The organism is Gluconobacter sp. P5E10, assembly GCF_018812145.1.
GTDB lineage: Bacteria > Pseudomonadota > Alphaproteobacteria > Acetobacterales > Acetobacteraceae > Gluconobacter > Gluconobacter cerinus.
This window is the reverse complement of the sequence record NZ_JACRVZ010000014.1, coordinates 1-22011: the sequence shown is the minus strand read 5'-3', so window position 1 is coordinate 22011 and position 22011 is coordinate 1. Positions and strand designations below refer to the sequence as shown.

Here is a 22011-nt window from a genome sequence, read left to right as displayed (position 1 = left end):
GGCTGGATGCTCTTGCGATCTCCTGGCCCGATCAGACCTGCGATATAGGCCGGGCACATTTTACGCCGCGTCTTGTTACCAAGACCTTCCAGATACGGGACGAGCCATCGCTCAAGATCCGCTTGCCAGTCTTCTTCCAATGCCAGCCTCCGTCAAAGCTGGCTCCCCATGAATCACGCAATCAGCTCCATGGGAATCCTAAAAATCATACTTCTGCCAAAGTAGTGTTAGGGCGCGTTGACAAAAGATTTGATCCAGAGCCTTGCGGCGGCGATATTGAGGAAACTCATAAAGGACAAGGCGGTCTTGTCGTATCGGGTCGCGATACGGCGCATCTGGAGGGATCGAAGAACCGTTGGTTGATGTGCTTGGTTTGTGATTTCAGGCTTCTGACGATGTAATTAACGGTTTTTGCGATGGCATCCGGTCTGCGTTTTGAGCAGATCGAGGGCTTTACCCGGCTGAATGACTACGCGCTCGCGCTGATCCGCTCGAGGAAGAAAAAGCGGCGCATGTTGTAGACGATATTGGCCAGCCCGATCCTCGTGGTGGCTCGGGTGATGCCGACGGTTCGGACGAACAACCCTGTCTGTGATTTCTGATCAGCAAAGACGTGCTCGACGCGGGATCGGATCACCGATTTCCCTGCATTCGATTTCTGGATATGGAGTGGCATGGGTTTGAGATGCGGCTCCTTCCTGTGAACCTTTGAGACAAAGCCCTGCTTTTCCATGAAGTCTTCGTTGGCTTTGGAGCGATAGGCCGTGTCTGCCCAGACGCTTGAGGCCGTATTGGTTTTATCCAGAAGCCCCTCTCTCAATCGCGCATCATCACTGGCGGCGGCATCCGTCGTCTTCCATTTTCGGATGAACCGGAATTTCCGGTTGATGGAGACGTGGGATTTGTAGCCAAAGAACGGAATGGCGAGATCTGTTGCGGGGATCGTTCCGTCATCCTGCCGCTTTGCTTTCGTGAACTTCAGCGTCCAGCGCGCATGGCGATCCTTGTGGGACAATTTGGATGGCTTGTCCTGCCAGTCTTCAGGAATACGCCCTGCCCGGAGGTCGGCTTTCTCGGTGTTGGTATTGCGCTGCTTTGGAGCGGCTACCAATGTTGCATCCAGGATCTGGCCCGACATCGGCAGATAGCCCGCGTTCCGCAGAGTTGCATCAAACCGGGCAAACAGCCTTTCAATGGCTCCCGCCTGGGTCAGGCGTTCACGGAACAGCCAGACCGTTTTGGAATCAGGCACCCGATCTGAAAGCCCCAGACCAAGGAAGCGCATGAAGGAGAGGCGATCGTTGATCAGATATTCCGTCCGTTTGTCGGACAAATTGTTCAGCGTCTGGATCACCAGGATCCTGAACATCAACACTGAATCGAACGGCGGTCGCCCGCCCTTGCTTCCATCTGAATAGGCCAGAGCCTGCTCCAGATCAGGGCGGAACACCTCAAAACCCACAGTCCGGGAAAATGCTTCGAGCTGGTCACCAAGCCCACTCAACCGGGCAAGCCGTTCTTCAACATCAAAGAAACCCGCCTGCTTCATGATCCATACTCCAATCAACGCAAGGAAAATGGAATCATAAAGACTGACCCAAAACCAGAGAGTTTTTCGAACCCTCCACCTATGCCCCGACATATCCAGAAATCGAATGCAGGGAAGTCGGTGATCCGATCCCGCGTCGAACACGTCTTTGCTGATCAGAAGTCACAGACAGGGCTGTTCGTCGGAACTGTCGGCATCACCCGGGCCAGCATGAGGATCGGGCTGGCCAATATCGTCTACAATATGCGCCGCTTTCTCTTCCTGGAGCGGATCCGCATCACAGCGTAGCTATCAAGCGGGTAACAGCCCCCAATCTGCTCAAAACGCAGACCGGATACCATCGCAAAAACCGTCAATAAAATCGCCAAAAGCCAGAAATTACCAGCCAAGCACATCAATCAACGGTTCTTCGATCCCTCCAGGTGCTCGCTCCTTTTTTAGGAGTGTAGAGCACGGTCGCCGGCTTTTCCGGATTAATTGACCCGTTTGAAACGGATAATGCTGCGGGACATTTTTCCGTTATCCCAGTTAGGCATAATCCTCCAAGGCGTCAGAACATCAGCTTCATTCCCCTTTACGACGATATTACGACGCTGCTCTGTTCCAACCCATTCTGGCGCCCATGCTGTCTGTACACTTGTAACCCACTGGTTACCTTCCACACGATAGCGGCCAATATAGGCAACGAGTGTTTTCATGAGATGCGCGCGATCTGCATCATCTTTTGCCGGCTGACGATCACTCCCTTCAAGATTAAACGCAACCCAACCGTCAGGGGTGAAGATGACGCGGCCACGCGGATGGGCGCCCATAGCGTCAATCAACTTCCCGGTTTCTTTATCCTGAACCTTATAAGAGACCAGCTCCCAAACCCCGACTATGTTCTTTTTCAAGTCTGGATCAACTTTCTTTGGAAGTTCCGGAATGGATACTTCCTGAGCATGGATAGATGACAATGAAGACATAGACACAGCCCCCGCAAAAGACATAATCAGCATAATTTTTCTGTACTTACGCATTTTTTCAAACATACTCATATCCTTTCTATTTTAAACAACATTCCTCGTTTTATGACGTCTTATGACGAACACTACGGCACACAGTATCAGAACCAGTATTGCTCCCGCCGCCATGCCAACTCGGGACAACAGCAATAATGGAGAGGCAGGCCCACCCTTTCTGATAAGCGCAACATCCTGTGGTGTGACCTGAACGTCTGGTCGACCATATGTTTTGAAAACAAAATTGCTCAACCTGGCGATCTGACTATCGTCCAGTTGTACAGCATCTCCCGATTTTCCGCCGAAACCTGGCATGAAGGCTTGGCGCCCCTCTACCGATCGAGAGACACCATACAGAATTGTTGAAATGAGGTTGTCGCCACGAGACGCGCCTGTCACCGAATTATGCCAAAGGGATGGATAATAACCATCTTTACTTCCCTGAGCACTGGCCCCATGACACGAGGCGCAGTTCCCCATAAAGAGAGCCGCTCCACTGGCGGTGTTGTCGTTATGATCTAGAATCGGGGTTACCCCCCGCAGCTCGACTGACGGATTTAGGTCATGGCCTTGCTGAAATCTGGACGAAGCGTGATCATTCGGATCACTGACCGGCTTTAAACTGCGCAAATAAACGCTAATGGCATTCAGGTCACCAGAAGACATATGAGAGAAACTGTGTTCAACAGCCTCACCCATTCCGCCTCCGGCCTGTGCTTTGCCATGCAGGCGTCCCGTGCGGAGATATTCCGTAAGATCCTGATCACTCCAACTCCCAATACCACTGACTGTGTCAGGGGTAATGTTTGGTGCGTACCATGTTCCAAGACTGGCTCCCGACAGCGGGTGCGCCAGATCTTCCTGCATCAGGAACCCACGATGTGTATGGCAGGTTCCACAATGCGTCGCCCCCTGTACCAGGTAAGCTCCCCTGTTCCACTCTGCCGACTTTGTCGCATCAGCCTGATAGGGTTTTCCATTCAGGAACAACATGTTCCAAAAAGACATGGAGAACCGGATATTCATCGGAAATGGCAGCGCTGTAACCGGCCCTTTTTTATCTACCGGAGCAACATCCTTCTGGAAGTAAGCATATAAATCAGCAATGTCCTGATCCGTCAGATAGGAATAAGCTGTGTACGGCATTGCTGGGTACAGGTTGGCACCATCTTTTCTGACGCCACGCCGAACAGCTTTGTCGAAATCTTCTAACGAATAGTGACCAATACCTGCTGACAAAGACGGAGTAATGTTTGTCGAATACATAATCCCCAAAGGAGTATGCATGGCCAAACCACCCGCAAAAGGCTGTCCATGAGGCGCTGTATGACAAGCTACGCAGTCTGAAGCAACCGCCAGATACTGACCACGCTGTGGGTCTCCAAGTGGATCAGCCTTTGCAGGATGTGTCGCAGAAAGAGCAATAATAGCAAGAGAGCAGACTGTAACAGTATAGAAAAAGGATCGCTGTATCATGAGATCAAGCCGTCTTGAATTGTGCTACGATTGCGTCGGCGGCCTTCAAAGCAAGCGCTGCCATTGTAATCGTGCTATTTCCACTCCCACCGGTTGTCATTGCACCCCCGCCGGGAAGAAAGAGATTCTCATGATCGTGAGAGCGGCAATCAACATCGACAACTGAGTCTGATGGATCTTTCCCCATAATGCAGCCACCCATGATGTGATCGCTATGCAAGAACTCAGGATTCAGATCGAACTTAGTCGCCCCTAAAGCCGTTGCCATCTTTTTAAGTGTCGGAATAGTATATTGCTCTGCACTACGCCGCACATAGTCGCCTACATCATAATAAATTCGCGGGCGATTAAGGCCTAACCAGTCTTTTTTATCTGACAGAGTCAGACGGTTAATAGAAGACGGAAGAGGCTCGTGTTCTACAACTAACAGTCCGGTACAAGCAGATAGGCGGCGAATTTCCTGATCAAGGGCACGTCCATACAGACCTTTTTTTAACGCTTCTGCTGCACCAATCGAGCCTCGGGCCATATTTTCCATACGGAACATGGCTCCAGCGTATTCACTACGGAAGTCGCCCTGACTGGTGTTCAGAATGCTACTGCCCTGTACAGGTCCAACCCCAGTCCAAAGCGGCTCGCTCATTTCAACAGTCGCTTTCAACTTCGGCTGATCCATCATGTTACGCCCTACCTGATCGGAACTGTTGGCAATTCCATTTGGATGGCGATCATCTTTGGACAAGAGCAGAAGTTTGGGGGTCTCAATGCCATTACAGGCAATGACGAAAGCACGCCCTGTTACGCGATGTGATGTTCGATGAGGGTCATAATAATGGACAGCCTGTATTTTATGATGATCATCCGCTTCAATGCGATAGGCAACAGCATTAGTTAAAAGCTTTCCGCCCTTGGCCTCAATGCGTGGCAGTGCCGTGGCTGCATCATATTTTGCAGCAATAGGGCAGACCGGAAAACAGTTATTATTGCCACAGCAGGCAGGACGCCCATCATAGCTAACACCACTATTGCGTGCCTGCGGTGCAGGCAAATTTCGCAACCCAAGTGGCGCCATAACGTCGGTGAAGCGCTGCTCTCCTGGCCCCAAAGGTAACGGACCCATGGGATAAGGCCGGGAACGAGGCGCTTTTGGAGGCCATTGCAATGCAGTATCCGTTGGACCGCAAACGCCCAGAGCATATTCTGCACGAGCATAATACGGCTCTAAAGTCGCATAATCAAAAGCCCAATCGCGCCCAACCCCATAGAGGCTTTTTAATTTCAAATCCTCGGGGGTCATCCGCCAACAAATGCCAGCCCAATGCCACGTCGCCCCGCCAGCATACCGAACATAACCTTGCTGGTAAGCCGTGGCATTAGGCCCTGTCAGATCCAGATAAGCATTTTCTTCGCCAAGCGTGCGTGTTTCGAGAACTGGCGCCCATGGTGGGGGAGGAAATGGCGCATCCCAATGATGTCGCAACGACGGAGGAAGGTTTCGAAAATTTTCTACGATGGTCTGTCGATCAACCCTGGGCCCAGCCTCCAACATGAGCACTGACAAACCAGCATCTAGAGCTTGTTCAGCGATCAAACACCCAACAACGCCCGTTCCGACGACGACGACATCATATTTTGTCTCATTTACCATTTCAGCGCGCTCCTATATCAGCCTCAAAAAATCGGAAGTTGAGAAAGAGGCGGAGCGTCCGCCGTCCAGCCATTAGGCCCAGAAATAGCATAAGAGGGTATCGTCATTACATCAGACGTGACTTTGAACATCAAAGCCTCTTCATAAGAAATGACGGAAATAGTGGATGCCCCCTGAACTGCACCAGTATACCAAGATTCAATTATGCTTTGAGCGGCATTTTTCAAAGAAACCTCTGGTAGAGCTTCCATAAGCTCTTCAACATCAGCGGGCTTTTTAGCCTCAATGAACGATGCTAGCTGCTCTAAATGTTGAGGAAAATCAGGAACAGTCGCGATCATTGCATCCGCCGTTCTCATTCCAATAGCTTCATTGAGCTTGTGCGGCACCAAAAGAGATGAGACCGACATGAACTTCTGATGCACCACTCCGGAGCGCAACGCACCGCCACTCAATGTGGCAGCACGAGTTGCTTGAACACAAAAGAGGGCACTGAGAGACGACATACCCAAAAGTAACCCACGCCTCCCGATCCGAGGGTTGGTAGAACGTGATATGCGCATGAGAGATACTCACTTCAAAAAATAGAATTACTTAACTGCATAAACTATGTACGATAATTCCTGCATTTTTTGTTATAAATTTTTATTTTAAAACGCTTAGTTATTTATTATAGGCGCACTTATGTATTTGCCTTCCTTTAAAATCAGGAAGGCAAATACATAAATAAAATTACTTATTTTCAGGCAGGCTTGCGGGAATTTGCGGCTGCAACAAATTTGCCCCACTGCACGAGCGTTTCGGTGCAATCTGTCTGATCCAGCTTACATTCGATCAATGTTGGTCCACGAGTATTCTTCTTGGCCTTTTCAATGGCATCAGCCAGTTCTTCACCTGTCGTAGCGTGCAGGCCCAGTCCATATTTGCCACTTTCTACGCCCGGAACACCTTGATTGAAGACCTGCATCAGAGCGGCATAGTCCCAGTTCTGGATATAATTATAGGGGCCATCATGAATTTTGATCTCAATAACATAACCAAAATTATTGATGAGGAAGATGATAACCGGCAGTTCATAGCGAACCATCTGCGCCACTTCCTGTGCCGTCAGCTGGAACGAGCCATCACCAACCATCAGAACATGCTGACGCTCAGGAGCAGCCAGGGCATTACCGAAAATGGACGGCACAGACCAGCCGATATGCCCCCACTGCATTTCCGACTCAACTTTGGCACCCTCAGGCAGATGCATACGCGTTGCATTGAACCAGGAGTCACCAGTCTCAGCGTATAATGTCGTGTTTCCATCGACCAACGCATTGATCTGACGGGTCATTTCATCATTGGTCAGAGGTTCGGATCCATCAGCCACTGACAGTGTAACAGGAGCATAAGGCTTCTCAAGCGAGGCAGGCTTACTGGAGACTTTCTCTGTCAGTACAGCCACGAATTCCTTCAAACGGAAACCTTCAAAAGTCTTTCCATTCACCGTAACCCGGCTCGGGTCCACTTCAAGCACACGCTCTCCACGCACGGAATCCCGCCAACCGACAGTCGAATAATCATTCCAGACCGGAGCCAGAGTGATAACAGCGTCAGCGCTCTTAATGACATGTTCAACGCCAGGGCTGCTGACCTCCCCCCAATACACTCCGCGGAAACCCGGATGCGCCTCAGAGAAGAAGCTCTTGGCCGCAGCCATAACAGTCACGGCACAACCGAGCTTGTCTGCAAGAGCCACTGTTTCAGTCAGTGCCTCACAAGAGCGCAGCTTGCTCCCGACAAGAATGACAACATTCTGGGATTTTTCAAGAAACGCGAGACTTTCTTCAAGCGCAGCTTTGAGGCTGACTTCGTCTGCCTTCAGGTGAGACAGAAGCGACGAAACCGGACCTGGGCGCACACAAGGCTGGCTCGCAACGTTACAAGCAATTTCTAGATAAGCGGGCTTTTTTTCGCGCAGTGCGGTCCGAATGACGTGATCGATTTTTGCAGGTGCAGTGTCTGCCGAGGTGATGCTCTCAGCCGCACATGTAACGTGCTTCACCATCTCCATTTGATAATTATAGTCTGTCGTGCCGATCGTGTGGTGCAGGACATGGCCCGACCCATGATCATTAGAGTTCGGCGCACCAGAAATCAGAATGACGGGAAGATTTTCAGCATAAGCCCCACCCAGGCCATTCATTGCTGAAATTGCACCGACACTAAACGTCACGACAGCAGCAGCAGCACCATTTTCGCGTGCATAACCTTCTGCCGCAAAGCTGCAATTCAACTCATTGCAGTCATAGATCTGCTTCATACCGCCATGCTCAATCAGTTGATCAAGCAGAATCAGATTGTAGTCACCAGCAACAGCAAAATGGTGTTTCAAGCCGATTTGTGTCAGCCGCTCAGCGAGATAATGTCCAACAGTGAAAGTCATAACACAGGATCCCCAACAAAAATTCTTCCCCTAAGATGGATGCCCCTCTTTTAAACGTCCAATATATATTTTGACTGATTGTCATATGTATATCATATGGATACATGGACCTTCGTCACCTACGCTATTTCGTGGCCATCGCAGAGCATGGCAGCTTCACAAAAGCCGCAGAGACGCTTCACATTGAGCAGCCTCCTCTCAGTCAGCAGATCAAATCCCTAGAAACAGAGCTAGGAGTGCAACTCTTTATCCGGTCTAAACGCGGGGCCACCTTGACGGATTTTGGGGAGCAGCTTTTTGAAAAAGCCCAGACAATTCTGCGCCTTGAACATCAATTTCACCTTCTGGCCAAAGGATTATCTCTTGGCGAACAAGGGCGTCTTAGAATAGGGATGGCTGGAGCGGTCGCGCTGTTACCTCTAATACCTAAAGCCATACGGGCATTTCGAGAGCAGTGGCCCGATATTGTAATCACACTCGAAGAGAGTAACACCCCCGCTCTCTGTGAGGCTTTACGAGAGCGCCGGGTAGATCTCGCCATTGTACGCCCGCCAGCGCCAGATCCGGACATCGCACTCCATCCTCTCTTTGATGAACCAACCCTGATCGCCATTCCAAAAGGCCATCCACTTTCCAAGCGCCACACGCTCAAATTAATCGACGTCGCCAAAGAACCATTTCTTATTTTTGATCGCTCACTCGGCCCCGGTTTCTACGATGCTATTATCTCAGCCTGTCAACAAGGCGGCTTTACTCCGCGTTTCGGACAAGCAGCCCCTCAGATCACCGCAACAATTCCAATGGTTGCGGCGGGACTGGGTGTAGCAGTCGTTCCGGCTTACCTACGACAAATTCATGCTGATGGCGCAACATTCCATCCCATCTCCGGCCCCTCACCTCGAGCCAGCATCTCGCTTGCCACCCTTGAAACGGAATTGACTGGACCAAGCGCCAATTTCCATCAAATTCTTCTGGCTATAGGAAAAAATAATTAGAATATAATATTGAGTGTATTAGCTGTAATTTCTATTAATAATTACAAAAAATCCGATCATACATATTAATTATTTTCACTAATGCCATGACGGTCGGTGCGCCAAAAAATCTCTTAAATTGTCGAGAAAAGTTCGAACGCGCAGAGGCACGTTACGTCGACTTGGCATCGTTGCAAACAATCCGATCGTCTCCCCTTGGTACTCCGGTAAAAGACGGACCAACCTGCCGCATTGCAGGTCGTCGCCGACGTCCCACAAGACTTTGAACACGATGCCTTTACCCTTGAGTGCCCAATCATGCACCACTTCGCCGCTCGTCGTCGATAGATGCGGCGTTACCTCAACGACCTGATCTTCTCCTTCACGAGACAGCCGCCATCGGTCGAGCATTCCCAGCTCATGCCCACGCATCAGGCAAATACAACGATGCCGATTTAATTCGGCAGGAGTGGCAGGCATGCCAAATTTCTCAAGATAGGCCGGAGCAGCGCAGATGACTCGTTCACTGCTCATGATTTTTGTCGCGACAACCCCCGTTTCATTCGGCATGCCAATCCGAATGGCCAGGTCAAGGCGACTATTAACAACATCCAGCCCTTCATCCGACAGAAGAAGATGGACGCGCAGCTTCGGGAAACGATCGGCGAATTCGCTGACAAAATCAGCCAAACGGCGACGTCCCAGTTCAAGTGGTGCTCCAATCCTCAGAACACCACGAAGTTCCTTTTGATTGGCGGAGATCTCGGCTTCGGCTGCCTCAATATCAATCATGATCTCTGCAGCACGCTCATAAAAAGTCTGCCCTTCATCCGTCAGGTCGAAACGCCTCGATGTCCTTGTGACCAGCCGTACGCCAAGCCGCTCCTCCATCCGAGCCAGTCTTCGACTGGAAGCTCCAGCCGAAACGTTGAGATGACGTGCGACGGCAGTCAGATTTCCCGATTCAACGAGGAGTACGAAAAATCTCAGGTCACCGGCGTCATCGTGCATTGAGGGGCCATCTTTGCGTTTTATACACAGATACAATGCCTTTTATGCGACTACCAGCACCATCAACGCACATCCATTGTCTGTTCATCAATGAATGGAGACAGACATGACGTCCGATCGCACTGCATCTTCACTCCCTCCCCTTCTGGATGCGGTTCACAACCGCGAAACCGCCTTCACGAATGAGGAGCGGCACAAGAATGGTACGCTCGGCCTCCTGCCTGACGCCGTCGAAACCCTTGATCGGCAGATGGAGCGCGTCCTGTGGCAGCTGGACAGCAAGAGCAGCGATCTCGAGCGCTTTTTGCATCTGAATGGATTGTCACAGCGTAACGAAACACTGTTCTTCAAGGTTGTGATGTCCGATCCGAAACGCTTTCTTCCGATTGTTTACGATCCGACAATCGCCGATGCCTGCCTTCAGTACAATCGTCTCTTTGAGAGACCACAAGGTCTGTATCTTTCGTTGCGTCACAAAGGGCATGTGAAAGAGATTCTCGCCAACTGGCCCGAAAAAGATGTGCGCTTTATCTGCGTCAGTTCCGGCGGTCGCATTCTAGGGCTCGGAGATATTGGAGCCAACGGCATGGGCATTCCGGTGGGTAAGCTGCAACTCTATACAGCCTGCGCCGCAATTCCACCTCAGGGCCTGATGCCGATGTTGCTGGATATCGGTACGACCAATCAGGAATTGATTGACGATCCACTCTATCTCGGTTTGCGGCAGGCGCCCCCATCGTCAGACGAACTCGACGCATTCGTTGATGAACTCGTCGCAGCCATTCAAGAGCTTTATCCTCATTGCTGCCTGCATTTTGAGGACTGGAAAGGAGACGATGCCATCCGCCTATTGGCGCGATATCGTGACAAGATCCTTTGCTATAATGACGACATTCAGGGGACTGCGGCCATTACGATCGCGGGTCTCGACACCGCCCTGTCGATCAAGGATGAGGCGCTGAAAGAACAGCGTATCCTGTTCTACGGTGCAGGGTCTGCCGGGATCGGTATCGCGAATATGATCGTGAGTGCGCTACGGGACGAAGGCCTTTCTGAAACTGATGCCCGCGCCTGTATCTCAATGATGGATATCAACGGACTGATCGAACCCTCGCGGCAGGATCTTAATCCTTCGCAAAAAGTGTTCGCTCACTCCCATGCAGCAACGAAAGATCTTGCAGAAGCCGTCAAATCTATTAAGCCTACTGTCCTGATCGGCGTCAGTACCAACGCGGGTGGCTTCACCGAAGAAGTCGTCCGCACCATGGCAAGCATCAACAACAAGCCCGTCATTTTCGCGCTTTCCAATCCCACCGACAAGGCGGAATGCACTGCCGAACAGGCCTATCGCTGGACCGACGGCCGCGCGCTCTTTGCTGCAGGTGTCCAGTTCGATGATGTTACTTTGAATGGCAAGACGCTAGCCCCCGGCCAGGCCAATAATTTTTATATCTTCCCCGCCGTGGCACTGGCTGTCTGGGCAACACAGGCAAGACGCATCACCGACGAGGTCTTCCTTGAAGCCGCCAGAGCGACCGCTGAACAGGTCACACCGGAGCAACGGGCCCACGGTCTGCTTTTCCCGCCGCAAAAAGATGTCCTGCGTGTAGAGATCAACACGGCCATCAAGGTCGCCCGTCAAATCTTCAAATCGGGCCTGGCTCAGGTTCCTGAACCCGAGGATATCGTGGATTGGATTGAAGCCAAGCTCTACCGACCAGGATACTGAATGACAAAAAAATAGAAAGAATATCTATTATCTTTAATAGAAAAATTTCCTTATACCCTATTTTTTACCATCCATTACTACCATATTTCCTAGTAGAAAATTAATGGATGGTAAATAACTCTAATTTTTGTTTTCAGAGGATTTTTCCTATCTCTTCCATTCGTTGGGAAGGAGATAACCTTTATGTCCGATGTCCATTTTGTCGAAATGGTCTTTTAGCACTGCCTCTTGCGTTGAATGGGATAGCATAGAAAATCCGGACGCTTCAAAGCTACTTTTCTCACGAAGATAAGCCCGAACATAAATTTCAAACTCGTCGAAAGAAATTCTTCCGTCATGATTTTTGTCAGCTATCGAAAAAGATTGATTTTCATTCGTTTGAACCTGCGCTGAACATGATGATGATACCAAGGCAAAAGATAAAATGCTCCAGTATTTGATAGACACGTTATATCTCCTGAAGATTTTTTAAAATAAACTGTATTTGTTCGATACCACTTGACAGGGTTCGATTTCCAAAAGCTTCGTAGGTTATTTCCTGACGTCTTATGATGGCATCTTGTAGAAACATCCGTACGGCTTTTTTCTCGAACGGATTTTCTGCATTTTGACGTAATTCCAGAATGAGCTTACCGAGCGAAACTAAAGAAAAGGCGCGATCCAGGACGTCCCGAGCACGGTCTTTCTGGCTCAGGAATGACAGTTTCAATGCCAATCGCGATAGTTTCTGGATTTGATCTCCCTGCCACTGTTCTGCAAAAGGTAAATGATGAGACGACGATGTCGCTAACAAATTTACACTTCTGCGTAGTGATCTCATAATCGCGTTGGCATCAGATTCATGATTTGGAGGAAGAAAAACCCGAAATACGAGCACCAGAAGAACGGCACCACAAATAATGGCCATCCAGGTATTTGTTAAGGCGATATCATCATAAACCATTTCATTGGTTACGAGAGACTGTATTGCAAAAAAGACAGCATATCCGAAAGCGCCAATGCTGTATTTTGGATGAAACTGTAGCCAAATTCCCGGCAAAAGAAAAAAACTTAAACTCAGCCAGAGCAAGCAGTATCCGCTAATAAGTGGCAGAACATAAACATGATAGATCCATGTCGCAGGTATGCTCAGCACAGTTCCTATTGCCATAGCCATACTAGCCTTCGATGCTGAGGGCACCGTAGAAAGCAGGCTGGATGCTGCAATGACATACATCATCATCATAGGACCATTCGGCCACGCTGTTACATACCAGATGAATGTCGCAAGCAGCGTGATCAGGATGCCTCTTGCTCCATTACGGAGCGCTGTCGGCCATTCCAGATAAGGAGATACGCGCATTGGAACCCGATTTTTTTTCTCTGTGAGTTCCTCGATGATGCGACGTAATGCCAACAAAAGATTTTTCACATTATGCACAGACGCAAGGCTGGCGGCTGTAAGCATTTCTTCTGCTTCAAATATCTCTAGAGACTGAATACCTTGGTCGAGTGTTTTTAATATTGATTCCGGATCGTTCCGCCATGACGGATTTCTTATACCGTCGATCACGTTTTTTAGCATGCGTGTTGCGTAGGCGTGGATCTCGTAAAACCGGGTATGGGGTTGGTGCAGGTTGCTCCAGTGAGGATGATAACCCGCAATCACACCGGCCATTTGATTGACCGCCATTTTATAGCTTGAAAGATGGTCTTTGATTTCGGGATTATCTGACGCTGCATATTCCAGTAATGGCGTCAGTGCCGTTATTTTCTTCAATACGGCCTGACGGCTATCATAGAGTGCAACAGGAAGCGTTCTGAAATCTGAACCGTCAGCGACAGAGAGAGCCGTAAGACTGCTATGAAAAGATTTTGCGTGTTCCAGAACCGCCAGAAAAGCGTCATTTAATGCCCTGTGAACGGGTTGGCTTCGACGTGGAGACGTCGCCAAAAAAATAACAGCCGTACTCACTACGCCGATGACCACGTCAGATAATCTCATCATCGCAGACATGAACACCCTCTCAGGATGAGAGAATGACGAAAATGCGACAATGATGATTGTATATCCCGTCAGAACAGCGGCATAAGCCCGATACAGTCTCAGAAGACTGGCGGTCATGCAGGCTAATCCAACGATGAGAGCCAAGGCCACGAAATAAAGCCAGGCGGACTGAACAAAACAGCCCATAATGGCCACACTCAAGCCCGCTCCGAACACTGTTCCCAAAACGCGCCAAAGGCTTTTGGAAACGAGTGCACCAACCATGGGATGTGCGACAATCACCACAGTTGTCACAGTGCTCATCGGAGAGTCCAACTGTACAACAAATGCTACCAGTAAAGCCAAGCCGACTGACAGACAGACACGAACGGCAAAAGCAATGGTTTTTAAAAACCCGCTCCATCGTGCTTCTGAAAACCAGAATGATTGTGGAGACCAAAGCCTCTTCCGAACGATGGTCGTCATACAGACGCGCCATGATCAGTAGAGAGAAGCGCTTCCATCATATCCAGATCTTTTGTCAGGGTCAGCTTCTGGCTCATGGACAATCCGGTTGTCAGTTCTGCTTCCAGGTCAGCAGCCAGGCGATGAAAAAGCCTGCACTGTTTCCTACCCTCAGAGGTCAGAAGAACCATCTTAAGGCGTCGGTCCTGCGTGTCCGTCTGGCGAATAACCAGACCCTCTCCTTCCAGAACATCAAGCAGACGGACCAGAGCGGATCGATCGACCCCAATCAAAGAAGCGAGATCGCTTTGCGTCAGCGGCGTTTTCGAGATCATCAGATAGGCCATGGGACGCATGGTCGCCAGCGTCAGGCCATTGGGTCGCAAAACCCGGTCAAGATGCGTGCGCCATAAGGTCGCCAGACGCATGACGTGGAACGTCAAGGAAATATCATGGTAGCGCGTCTGGTCCAGGCAGGCGGCCGTAAAAGATTTCGACATTTCCGAGTCCATATCATCTGTTGACATGTAACCTTTTTATATGACAAACGAAGCCAAGGAAATAGATTTCAGCTTGTTTTGGGCAAGTTTGGAAAATTTTTTAATCTTGTCGGCTCAGGCGTTCTGGTGGGGCTGACGTGTGATGAGTGAGACGTGAACCAACACGCTGGCAATATTTCATCGATGGAAAGGGGGAGCTAATGCTTACGGAAGTCAATCTCTTCGGCGTCTTTGTCGCACCCCTCTCAATTTACGCCGTTGCAGCAGTGTTCGTGACATTGCTGTTGAGAAGCATTCTGTGGCGGACCGGTGCTCTGACCTGGTTCTGGCACGTCGCCCTCTTTGAAATAGCGCTCTATGTCTGTGTTCTCTGTCTACTCATCCTTTACGTCTAGGAGGGGTCGGCTATGAACTGGACCCGCAGTGTGATCCGCGTTCTGCTGACTCTGATTGTCCTGGCGATGGCCATTGGCCTCGGTCGGACCATGTGGGACATTTACGTTCTCGCACCATGGACGCGCGATGGTCGGGTCCGTGTGTACGTCGTAGATGCAGCCCCTGAAGTTTCCGGAACCGTTGTTTCCGTCCCCGTCGTGGATAACCAGTTTGTCCATCGCGGTGATCCGCTTTTCGTTCTCGATCCCGTCCGCTTCCGCCTTGATATCGACGCGGCCCGCGCCCGTCTTGCAGGCGCAGACGAAGATCTGAAGCTCCGCTCTTCGGACGCCAAGCGCCGTATGGGACTGGGTGGCATTGTTTCTGCGGAAGAGCAGGAAGACTTCAACTCAAATGTTGAGACACAGCGCGCCAAGGTGAATGCAGCGAAGGCCGAATTGAATACGGCCGTGCTCAATCTTCAACGTTCGACGGTTTATTCACCGGTTGACGGTTACATTACCAACCTGAATCTTCGGGTTGGTGATTATGCTCATGCTGGTCAGCCCGGTCTGGCTGTCATTGACGCGCACAGTTACTGGATCAACGGATACTTTGAAGAAACCAAGATGCATGGCGTGCATGTCGGTGACGAAGCCCGTGTGAAGCTGATGGGATACAAGCAGATCCTGCCTGCCCACGTCGTCAGTATTGGTCGTGGTATTAATGACCGTAATGGCGTGTCAAACCGTCTTGGTCTGCCAGACGTGAACCCGATTTTCACATGGGTCCGTCTTGCGCAGCGTATTCCGGTTCGTCTGGAACTGGATAACGTTCCACCAGAAATCACTCTCGCGGCCGGTATGACCGCGACTGTCACGATCGGCCGCGAAACGCCTGGCGCCCGTGGCAAGCTGACCACCTGGCTGCAGAATCATCTTTGATCATGTCCCGCAAACTCCTTACCCTCGCGCTTAGCACCTGTCTGTCGCTGACGGCCTGCACCGTCGGACCGAATTTCAAGCCAGACAGGATCAAGGTGCCTGACTCTTTCGTAGAGCAGCCCCATTCAGTGACGGCAGCTGAGATTGCCCGCACGGAAGCGGACATGAAGGACTGGTGGGCGCAATTCCACGATCCCATGCTGAACGAACTGGTCGAGCAGGCTATCAAAGGGAACTACGACCTTCAGATTGCGTCCCAGCATATCGTGTCCGAGCGCGCTGTCCGTCGGCAGGCTCAGGCAGCGTGGTATCCGCAGCTTGATGCAGCTATGGGCGGTGGCGATGACCGTCACTCCATCAATGTCGATAACTGGCCGGTCCGTCCGGGATCTCTGGATGCCAACGGTAATCCGGTCAATAGACCGGGCGCCTCGATTTTAACCTATGGTGCGCGTGCAAGCTGGGAAATTGACCTGTTCGGGCATATTTCCCGTCAGGTGGAAGAGCGCAAGCGGCTGGTTGAAGAGTCCATTGAAAACCGTCGCGCCATTCTGGTTTCGCTGCTGTCTGAACTGGCGTCGGATTATGTGTCACTCCGTGGCGTGCAGGAGCGGTTGGCCGTTACGGAGCACAGCATCGATGTGGCACAGCGCTCGCGGGAATTGACGGAAAAACTGTACACGCACGGTCTCGGCAATACACTGGCTGTGGCACAGGCGCAGACCGAAGAGCATCTCGAACGCTCGCGTCTTGCCCCTCTTCATTCTCAGGAAGAGCGACTGATCCATGCCATTTCCGTGCTTCTGGGTGAAATGCCCGGCAAGCTGGAAGAGGAGCTGGATGTTCGCAAACCGCTGCCAACGGTTCCGACATTTCCTGCGTCCCTGCCGTCGATTGTTCTGGCCAATCGTCCGGATATTCGTGCGGCAGAGGCTCATTATGCTGCTGATACCGCACAGGTGGGTGTAGCGGTCGCGAACCTCTATCCAAAGTTCATGATCCCGCTGACGTTCAACCCGAATGCCTCGGCGGCTTATCAGGCGTTCCAGATGGGCGGTATGGCCTGGAGCTTCATGATGATGGCCACACTCCCGGTTATTCACGGCGGTCGTTACACGGCGCAAATTGCTCAGTCTCGTGCAGAAGCAGAAGCCAGCCGGTTGGTCTATCGCAAGACAGTGCTCAAGGCGTTCGAGGACGTTGAAGACGCACTGGGCGACTGGCGGCATGACGATGAACTGGTCAGCCAGCTTGAAGACGCTGCCAGGGATTCCGGTCTGGCCCGTGACAGGGCTCAGAAGCTGTTTGGGGCTGGTCTGACAGGGTATCTGAATGTCCTGACCACGGAGCAGACGGCTCTGACCGCACAGGATCAGGCCGTTGTCGGGCGCACGGCGCGTCTGCGCGATGCTATTGCACTTTATACAGCCATGGGGGCTGGCTGGCAGGGGCGCCAGCTCACAGATACGCGGCTGCCGGTCGAAATAGGGAAGCAGAACGCTCTGGCGCGTGCTTTCACGGAGTAATCTTATGGACAAGATCTCAACGCCTTCACCCGAATACCTCACGAAATCTGACTTAATAAGACGATGGGCGTGGTCACTTACAAAGCTTGAAAAATATATGGAGAGTCACGAGGCATTTCCAAAACCTGCCGGGTCCATTGGAAATGGAAAAATTAAAATCTGGAAGCTGTCGACTATCGAAAAATTTGAAGCTGCGGAAAATATTTCCCCGTCTTACGCAAGACTGTTTTCAAAGCAGGAGTATCTCAGCGGATCCTGAGAGGCTGTTTTTGCAAGATCGAAAAAACCGAACGGTTCGGTCATGAGTCTTGAAATTCATATTACAATTTGCCATAAACTACCCAGTTTCCGGAATCGACTTGAGACCGTTTTCCGCTCCTTACAAGGATACATTCTGCTCATGGTGTTCGGTAGCCGACAGTTTCCAGTGCGCCCTGCTGCTCCATTAATTGCGGTCGTAGGCGCAGATGGGAGCGGAAAATCGACGGTCGGTTCCGCGCTGCTGGCATGGATGTCTGAACAATATCCAACCCGCCTTTGCCACCTTGGAAAACAGACTGGAAACTTGGGGCGCTGGATTGCCAGAATTCCAGTTTTGGGAAAATGGGTGGATCAGAAAATTGTGCGAAAGTCGTCTTCTGTCCGGACAGAGAAAGGCTCTGGAGCCTTCACATCCATCGTCATTTTTACGCTCTCCATGCGTCGCCTAGCCCGCTTTTTGAAAATGCGTTTCTGGCGTATCCGAGGCTATGCCATTGTGACAGATCGCTATCCACAGGCCAGTATTCCGGGGCCCATGGATGGGCCGGGACTTGTGGCCCGTCAGCCTCGGAGTTGGATGGCTCGTTGGCTAACCCGAATTGAGCAGAAGATCTATGACTGGATGGCAGACTATCCTCCGGATCTGGTCATTCGCCTGCATGTTGATCTCCCGACAGCCCTGATCCGCAAACCCGATCACCGTCCAGCTTCTCTGGAACGAAAAATCAACGATGTTCCCCGCCTGATATTTCCAGGCTCACCAGTGCTGGACCTCAATTCCGCAGATCCTCTGGAAAGCATTCTTGAGCAGGCAAAAATCGCAATCGCCCCGATCCTTCCGAAAGCATCACCTGAACACAGGATATCGGCGTTATGACCGTCCTTACAGATTGTTCTCGTCATCCGGCCTCCCTACAGGTTCCAGCAAAAAATATTCTGCGTATTCCTCGATATCGCGGGAAACTGATTGCTTTTGTTGGCTCTGATGGCAGTGGAAAAACGACATTAACGTCCCGGCTCAGCGTCGAACTGGCCCAGGATCGTCCAACAACCTATGTTTATCTGGGCCTTGGATCCGGAGATTTAGGACGCCGTATCGGGCAATTGCCTGTCATCGGTCACATGCTGGAAAAAAAACTCAGTAAAAAAGCCAAAACAACACGGACACATGGAGAAAAAATCCCCGGCTCCCTGACAGCGCTTGTTGTTTATGCCTTCTCGCTAAAGCGTTACTTTAATCACCTGAAGATGCAAAATGCGCTCCGTGCTGGCCTGACTGTTGTGACGGATCGCTATCCACAAGCTGAAATTGCCGGAACATGTGACGGGCCTGGGCTGTCTGCCGCACAGCCAGGCAATTTCTTTGTCGCATGGCTCAGGAAATCTGAGGCAAGCCTGTACCGGCGAATGGCGGAGCACCATCCTGACCTGATTATCCATCTGGATGTCTCACCGCAGATTGCTCATCAGCGGAAACCGGATCACGATCTAGAGCTTCTGCAGATCAAATCCGAAATCATGAAACAGCTAAGATTTGGTGGAGCCCGGATGGTCAGTATTGATGCCTCTGCCCCATTTCAGACCGTCTGGACGCAGGTCGTGCACGAAATACAGCCGTTTTTCGCAAGTCATTTTTCGCATATAGAGACAGGATATACTGTCCAATCCTCATGATTTTCAAAAATTCTGATCAGGTGTTTCGGAGCATTCTTAAAAATGCGGGATCACTGGGTACTGCGAAAATTCTAGGGGCGCTCATCAGTTTGTGCGCGCTGATCTGCGCCAGTCGGACCTTAACACCGGCTCAGTTTGGAACGCTGACACTGATCCACACCTTTGCAATTGGTGTAGGCGCACTTACAAAATTCCAAAGCTGGCAAATGATCCTGAAATTTGGAGCGCGCCCGCTCGAGCTGGGGGATGAAGCGCCCCCACAGGACGCGATCCGGTTTGCCATTGCGCTTGATATGGCCTCAGGTTTTCTTGGCGCGCTGACGGGCGTTATTGCTTTGGTCTTCTTTGGACAGTTTTGCGGTATCGAGCCAGCGTATCGCTTTGATGCGATATTCTATTGCACCCTTATACCGACCATGACGGCTGCGGCTCCGACGGGAATTCTAAGACTGTTTGATCGATTTGACCTGATTTCCAGACAACAGATTATTACGCCAGCCCTGAGAGGGCTGGGGGCACTGATCAGCTGGGTGACAGGAGGAGCGTTCGTCTCTTTTCTGATCACATGGTATATGGCTGATCTGATCGGAGATCTGGTTTTATGGGGACTGTCCGTCCGCGAACTCCGTAGAAAAAATATAATAAACGCGTTGAGGCCAAGCCTTTTGCAAGCCCCAAAAAGACTTCCCGGTGTCTGGAAATTTGTCTGGCTGACCAACCTGAATACGACTCTTGATGCCTGCTGGTCACCCGTCGGGAACCTGATTGTTGGTGATTTTCTGGGGGCAGTACAGGCTGGACGTTACAAGATTGCAACAACCCTTCTAGAGTCCGCTGTCAAACCGGCACGTTTTCTGGAGAAAGGGTTCTATCCGGAAATTATGCGATTGGATCCGGGCAGTACACATCCCTGGCGCCTGGCCCTTAAAACAGGCGGATTATCCGCAGCCATTGGTGCGGCCCTGACATGTATCGTGTGGTTGGGAGGACGCCCTTTGATCGGACTATTTGGCCATCACTATCGCAGCGCAGCAGATGTCATGATGATTATGGCGCCGGCACTGATCATTTCTATGGGCGCATTCCCCTTGGAATCCCTGCTATATATGGCTGGCCGCGCCCATAAAGTTCTGCTCTCTCAAATTGTATCGGTTCTTCTCTACCTCATCCTTCTCGTTTTTCTGTTGCCGCATTCTGGCCTTCGGGGCGCAGCATGGGCGTATGTAATCGGAATTTGTAGCCTGCATCTTTTCTGTGCTGCGTTTGCAATAATGGGCTTTCGGCAGCGGCAGAAGATTCCCACGTCACACAGTCACGTATAAGAAAAATTTCTTATGATTAATCTCAAAAATCCCCCTTATGATCACATTTTTTTGGATCGATTGTTTCAAAATATTCTGGAGGACGATATTCCTTCCCCGGGGGCCAAGTATCCCGATGGGGATTATTTTCAATATCCAGAAGACTTGAGTGTTTCGGGATACAGGATTTGCTGGCAACTTTTAAACGACGGGGTTGACGTAAAGCGCTTTCGTTTTCTGGTGCTCAATATCCTTTTAAAAGGTGGTATAGAGTCTGTTGAACAGCGCCAGCATTTCAAATATGTACGCGCACGCTTCAAACATCTGCGCTTTGCATGTGCAAATTTTGATCGACGCCATCGGTATCCGTGGTCTCTCAATTTAGTCACCAGTTTAATGGGGCATATGCAGGATGCCTTTAAAAATCGGCAAATAGCACGAACCAGAATTTTCGGGACGATTTTATTCCTGACAATACTTCCAGCGTTCTATGCACTTGTTCGATTTCAGATGCGAAGCTTTCTACCGGACAGCAACAAAAATATGATTGCTTACCATCAAAGGGAAAACGCGAAAATCGACAGTATCGTTAGAAAGGAAAAAATTACCGCACATGACTTTCATGATTTGAGAAAGATCATCAGCCGTCGTGTTGCTTTCAATGATACATTCCGGGTTCTTCATTCTAGCGATTATCTCGATAAAATCTCGCTCTATCTTGCTGATATCAACGGAGAAATGGGCAATTATCACGATCGCCTTGTAGAAAAAAATATTTCCAAACCAAGTTCTTATAAAGAAGATATTTTTAATTTAGATAGGAATATCTCAAATAGAATTATTTATTTAATATCTGGAAACAGGTAATTTTTTATAACTTCCCCTTTGTGGAAAGACTTTTTCATTGAGAAGTGGTTTATTGTAGTCACAGGTGGAGGGTTCTAAAAACCCCCTGGTTTTGAGGTCTTCTGTATGATTCTATTTCTTCTGCGTTGATTGAGGGAATGGCGATATGAAGCAGTCTGGTTTCTTTGATGTTGAAGAGCGTCTTGCCCGGCTGAGTGGGCTTGGCGATCAGCTCGAAGCGTTTTCCCGGACTGTGGATTTTGAAGCGTTCCGTCCTGATCTGGACAAGGCCCTGGCGTATTCCGATGGAAGCAAGGGCGGACGACCGCCATTTGTG

At 50.4% G+C, this 22011-nt stretch carries 20 protein-coding genes and 3 pseudogenes; 12 read left to right on the top strand and 11 right to left on the bottom strand.

The genetic code is table 11. The features are described 5' to 3' along the window. Both KP707_RS16935 and KP707_RS16210 read right to left on the bottom strand, forming a co-directional pair. Positions 1 to 146: pseudogene (locus KP707_RS16935) on the bottom strand (IS701 family transposase); the annotation flags it as partial. A gap of 323 nt (positions 147 to 469) precedes the next feature. Continuing rightward, the gene (locus tag KP707_RS16210) at positions 470 to 1552 is read right to left on the bottom strand and encodes an IS5 family transposase (protein WP_211499666.1); all 1083 of its coding nucleotides are present in this window, start codon (positions 1550 to 1552) and stop codon (positions 470 to 472) included. 75 nt (positions 1553 to 1627) lie between these two features. Between KP707_RS16210 and KP707_RS16205 the strand changes: the two are divergent. Next, a pseudogene (locus KP707_RS16205) lies at positions 1628 to 1837 on the top strand (IS5/IS1182 family transposase); the annotation flags it as partial. A 185-nt stretch (positions 1838 to 2022) separates the two neighbouring features. Here the strand turns inward: KP707_RS16205 and KP707_RS16200 are convergent. The 5 genes from KP707_RS16200 to KP707_RS16180 form a co-directional block, all read right to left on the bottom strand. Further along, positions 2023 to 2580 (bottom strand): lipocalin-like domain-containing protein, encoded by a 558-nt coding sequence (locus KP707_RS16200; protein ID WP_244151056.1) that lies wholly within the window; start codon positions 2578 to 2580, stop codon positions 2023 to 2025. 18 nt (positions 2581 to 2598) lie between these two features. Then, positions 2599 to 4026, bottom strand: a complete 1428-nt coding sequence (locus KP707_RS16195; protein ID WP_081749541.1) for a c-type cytochrome — start codon at positions 4024 to 4026, stop codon at positions 2599 to 2601. Between the two features lie 4 nt (positions 4027 to 4030). Beyond that, the gene (locus KP707_RS16190; protein WP_249196970.1) at positions 4031 to 5323 is read right to left on the bottom strand and encodes a GMC oxidoreductase; all 1293 of its coding nucleotides are present in this window, start codon (positions 5321 to 5323) and stop codon (positions 4031 to 4033) included. A gap of 374 nt (positions 5324 to 5697) precedes the next feature. Further along, entirely contained in the window at positions 5698 to 6237 is a 540-nt protein-coding gene (locus KP707_RS16185; RefSeq protein ID WP_082872749.1) for a sugar dehydrogenase complex small subunit, read from the bottom strand. Positions 6238 to 6416: 179 nt separating this feature from the next. After that, positions 6417 to 8102 (bottom strand): alpha-keto acid decarboxylase family protein, encoded by a 1686-nt coding sequence (locus KP707_RS16180; protein ID WP_211499660.1) that lies wholly within the window; start codon positions 8100 to 8102, stop codon positions 6417 to 6419. A 104-nt stretch (positions 8103 to 8206) separates the two neighbouring features. Here KP707_RS16180 and KP707_RS16175 point away from each other — a divergent pair, with 104 nt between their 5' ends. Beyond that, a complete protein-coding gene (locus KP707_RS16175) occupies positions 8207 to 9097 on the top strand; it encodes a LysR family transcriptional regulator (RefSeq protein ID WP_211499659.1) in 891 nt (296 codons plus the stop codon). A gap of 78 nt (positions 9098 to 9175) precedes the next feature. Here the strand turns inward: KP707_RS16175 and KP707_RS16170 are convergent, their stop codons facing one another. After that, positions 9176 to 10087, bottom strand: a complete 912-nt coding sequence (locus KP707_RS16170) for a LysR family transcriptional regulator (protein ID WP_211497664.1) — start codon at positions 10085 to 10087, stop codon at positions 9176 to 9178. Between the two features lie 106 nt (positions 10088 to 10193). Here KP707_RS16170 and KP707_RS16165 point away from each other — a divergent pair, with 106 nt between their 5' ends. After that, on the top strand, positions 10194 to 11816 hold the full coding sequence (locus tag KP707_RS16165; protein ID WP_063904959.1) for an NAD-dependent malic enzyme: 1623 nt from the start codon (positions 10194 to 10196) through the stop codon (positions 11814 to 11816). 147 nt (positions 11817 to 11963) lie between these two features. Here the strand turns inward: KP707_RS16165 and KP707_RS16160 are convergent, their stop codons facing one another. The 3 genes from KP707_RS16160 to KP707_RS16150 are packed head-to-tail and all read right to left on the bottom strand — an operon-like array spanning position 11964 to position 14774. Then, on the bottom strand, positions 11964 to 12263 hold the full coding sequence (locus tag KP707_RS16160; protein ID WP_015074840.1) for an EF-hand domain-containing protein: 300 nt from the start codon (positions 12261 to 12263) through the stop codon (positions 11964 to 11966). A gap of 1 nt (position 12264) precedes the next feature. After that, on the bottom strand, positions 12265 to 14268 hold the full coding sequence (locus tag KP707_RS16155; protein WP_211499658.1) for an FUSC family protein: 2004 nt from the start codon (positions 14266 to 14268) through the stop codon (positions 12265 to 12267). After that, a complete protein-coding gene (locus tag KP707_RS16150) occupies positions 14265 to 14774 on the bottom strand; it encodes a MarR family winged helix-turn-helix transcriptional regulator (RefSeq protein ID WP_211499657.1) in 510 nt (169 codons plus the stop codon). Before KP707_RS16150 ends, KP707_RS16155 begins: the two co-directional genes overlap by 4 nt. Before the next feature lie 173 nt (positions 14775 to 14947). On the opposite strand from KP707_RS16150, the gene KP707_RS16145 reads away from it, so the two are divergent. The 9 genes and pseudogenes from KP707_RS16145 to KP707_RS16105 all read left to right on the top strand — a co-directional run. Next, positions 14948 to 15142, top strand: a complete 195-nt coding sequence (locus KP707_RS16145) for a DUF1656 domain-containing protein (protein WP_211499656.1) — start codon at positions 14948 to 14950, stop codon at positions 15140 to 15142. A 12-nt stretch (positions 15143 to 15154) separates the two neighbouring features. Then, complete coding sequence (locus KP707_RS16140) at positions 15155 to 16066, top strand: HlyD family secretion protein (RefSeq protein WP_211499655.1); 912 nt, start codon at positions 15155 to 15157, stop codon at positions 16064 to 16066. A gap of 2 nt (positions 16067 to 16068) precedes the next feature. Next, on the top strand, positions 16069 to 17592 hold the full coding sequence (locus KP707_RS16135) for an efflux transporter outer membrane subunit (RefSeq protein ID WP_211499654.1): 1524 nt from the start codon (positions 16069 to 16071) through the stop codon (positions 17590 to 17592). 4 nt (positions 17593 to 17596) lie between these two features. After that, positions 17597 to 17851, top strand: a complete 255-nt coding sequence (locus tag KP707_RS16130; protein WP_211497590.1) for a hypothetical protein — start codon at positions 17597 to 17599, stop codon at positions 17849 to 17851. Between the two features lie 141 nt (positions 17852 to 17992). Then, positions 17993 to 18730 carry a nucleoside triphosphate hydrolase gene (locus KP707_RS16125; protein ID WP_215751922.1) on the top strand — a complete coding sequence of 246 codons (738 nt, stop codon included), beginning with the start codon at positions 17993 to 17995 and terminating at the stop codon, positions 18728 to 18730. Beyond that, positions 18727 to 19527: a dTMP kinase gene (locus KP707_RS16120; RefSeq protein WP_211497592.1), complete on the top strand. Its 801-nt coding sequence runs from the start codon at positions 18727 to 18729 to the stop codon at positions 19525 to 19527. Before KP707_RS16125 ends, KP707_RS16120 begins: the two co-directional genes overlap by 4 nt. Further along, the gene (locus KP707_RS16115; protein ID WP_211497593.1) at positions 19524 to 20849 is read left to right on the top strand and encodes a lipopolysaccharide biosynthesis protein; all 1326 of its coding nucleotides are present in this window, start codon (positions 19524 to 19526) and stop codon (positions 20847 to 20849) included. Before KP707_RS16120 ends, KP707_RS16115 begins: the two co-directional genes overlap by 4 nt. 12 nt (positions 20850 to 20861) lie before the next feature. Next, entirely contained in the window at positions 20862 to 21695 is an 834-nt protein-coding gene (locus KP707_RS16110; RefSeq protein WP_211497594.1) for a hypothetical protein, read from the top strand. A 145-nt stretch (positions 21696 to 21840) separates the two neighbouring features. Next, positions 21841 to 22011 (top strand): annotated as a pseudogene (locus tag KP707_RS16105) (IS5/IS1182 family transposase); the annotation flags it as partial.

Excerpts from the sequence above, each read along its gene's own strand:
- KP707_RS16200 (WP_244151056.1), bottom strand. The coding sequence starts at position 2,580 with ATGTTTGAAAAAATGCGTAAGTACAGAAAAATTATGCTGATTATGTCT.
- KP707_RS16195 (WP_081749541.1), bottom strand. The coding sequence starts at position 4,026 with ATGATACAGCGATCCTTTTTCTATACTGTTACAGTCTGCTCTCTTGCT.
- KP707_RS16190 (WP_249196970.1), bottom strand. The coding sequence starts at position 5,323 with ATGACCCCCGAGGATTTGAAATTAAAAAGCCTCTATGGGGTTGGGCGC.
- KP707_RS16185 (WP_082872749.1), bottom strand. The coding sequence starts at position 6,237 with ATGCGCATATCACGTTCTACCAACCCTCGGATCGGGAGGCGTGGGTTA.
- KP707_RS16180 (WP_211499660.1), bottom strand. The coding sequence starts at position 8,102 with ATGACTTTCACTGTTGGACATTATCTCGCTGAGCGGCTGACACAAATC.
- KP707_RS16175 (WP_211499659.1), top strand. The coding sequence starts at position 8,207 with ATGGACCTTCGTCACCTACGCTATTTCGTGGCCATCGCAGAGCATGGC.
- KP707_RS16170 (WP_211497664.1), bottom strand. The coding sequence starts at position 10,087 with ATGCACGATGACGCCGGTGACCTGAGATTTTTCGTACTCCTCGTTGAA.
- KP707_RS16165 (WP_063904959.1), top strand. The coding sequence starts at position 10,194 with ATGACGTCCGATCGCACTGCATCTTCACTCCCTCCCCTTCTGGATGCG.
- KP707_RS16155 (WP_211499658.1), bottom strand. The coding sequence starts at position 14,268 with ATGACGACCATCGTTCGGAAGAGGCTTTGGTCTCCACAATCATTCTGG.
- KP707_RS16150 (WP_211499657.1), bottom strand. The coding sequence starts at position 14,774 with ATGTCAACAGATGATATGGACTCGGAAATGTCGAAATCTTTTACGGCC.
- KP707_RS16145 (WP_211499656.1), top strand. The coding sequence starts at position 14,948 with ATGCTTACGGAAGTCAATCTCTTCGGCGTCTTTGTCGCACCCCTCTCA.
- KP707_RS16140 (WP_211499655.1), top strand. The coding sequence starts at position 15,155 with ATGAACTGGACCCGCAGTGTGATCCGCGTTCTGCTGACTCTGATTGTC.
- KP707_RS16135 (WP_211499654.1), top strand. The coding sequence starts at position 16,069 with ATGTCCCGCAAACTCCTTACCCTCGCGCTTAGCACCTGTCTGTCGCTG.
- KP707_RS16130 (WP_211497590.1), top strand. The coding sequence starts at position 17,597 with ATGGACAAGATCTCAACGCCTTCACCCGAATACCTCACGAAATCTGAC.
- KP707_RS16125 (WP_215751922.1), top strand. The coding sequence starts at position 17,993 with ATGGTGTTCGGTAGCCGACAGTTTCCAGTGCGCCCTGCTGCTCCATTA.
- KP707_RS16120 (WP_211497592.1), top strand. The coding sequence starts at position 18,727 with ATGACCGTCCTTACAGATTGTTCTCGTCATCCGGCCTCCCTACAGGTT.
- KP707_RS16115 (WP_211497593.1), top strand. The coding sequence starts at position 19,524 with ATGATTTTCAAAAATTCTGATCAGGTGTTTCGGAGCATTCTTAAAAAT.
- KP707_RS16110 (WP_211497594.1), top strand. The coding sequence starts at position 20,862 with ATGATTAATCTCAAAAATCCCCCTTATGATCACATTTTTTTGGATCGA.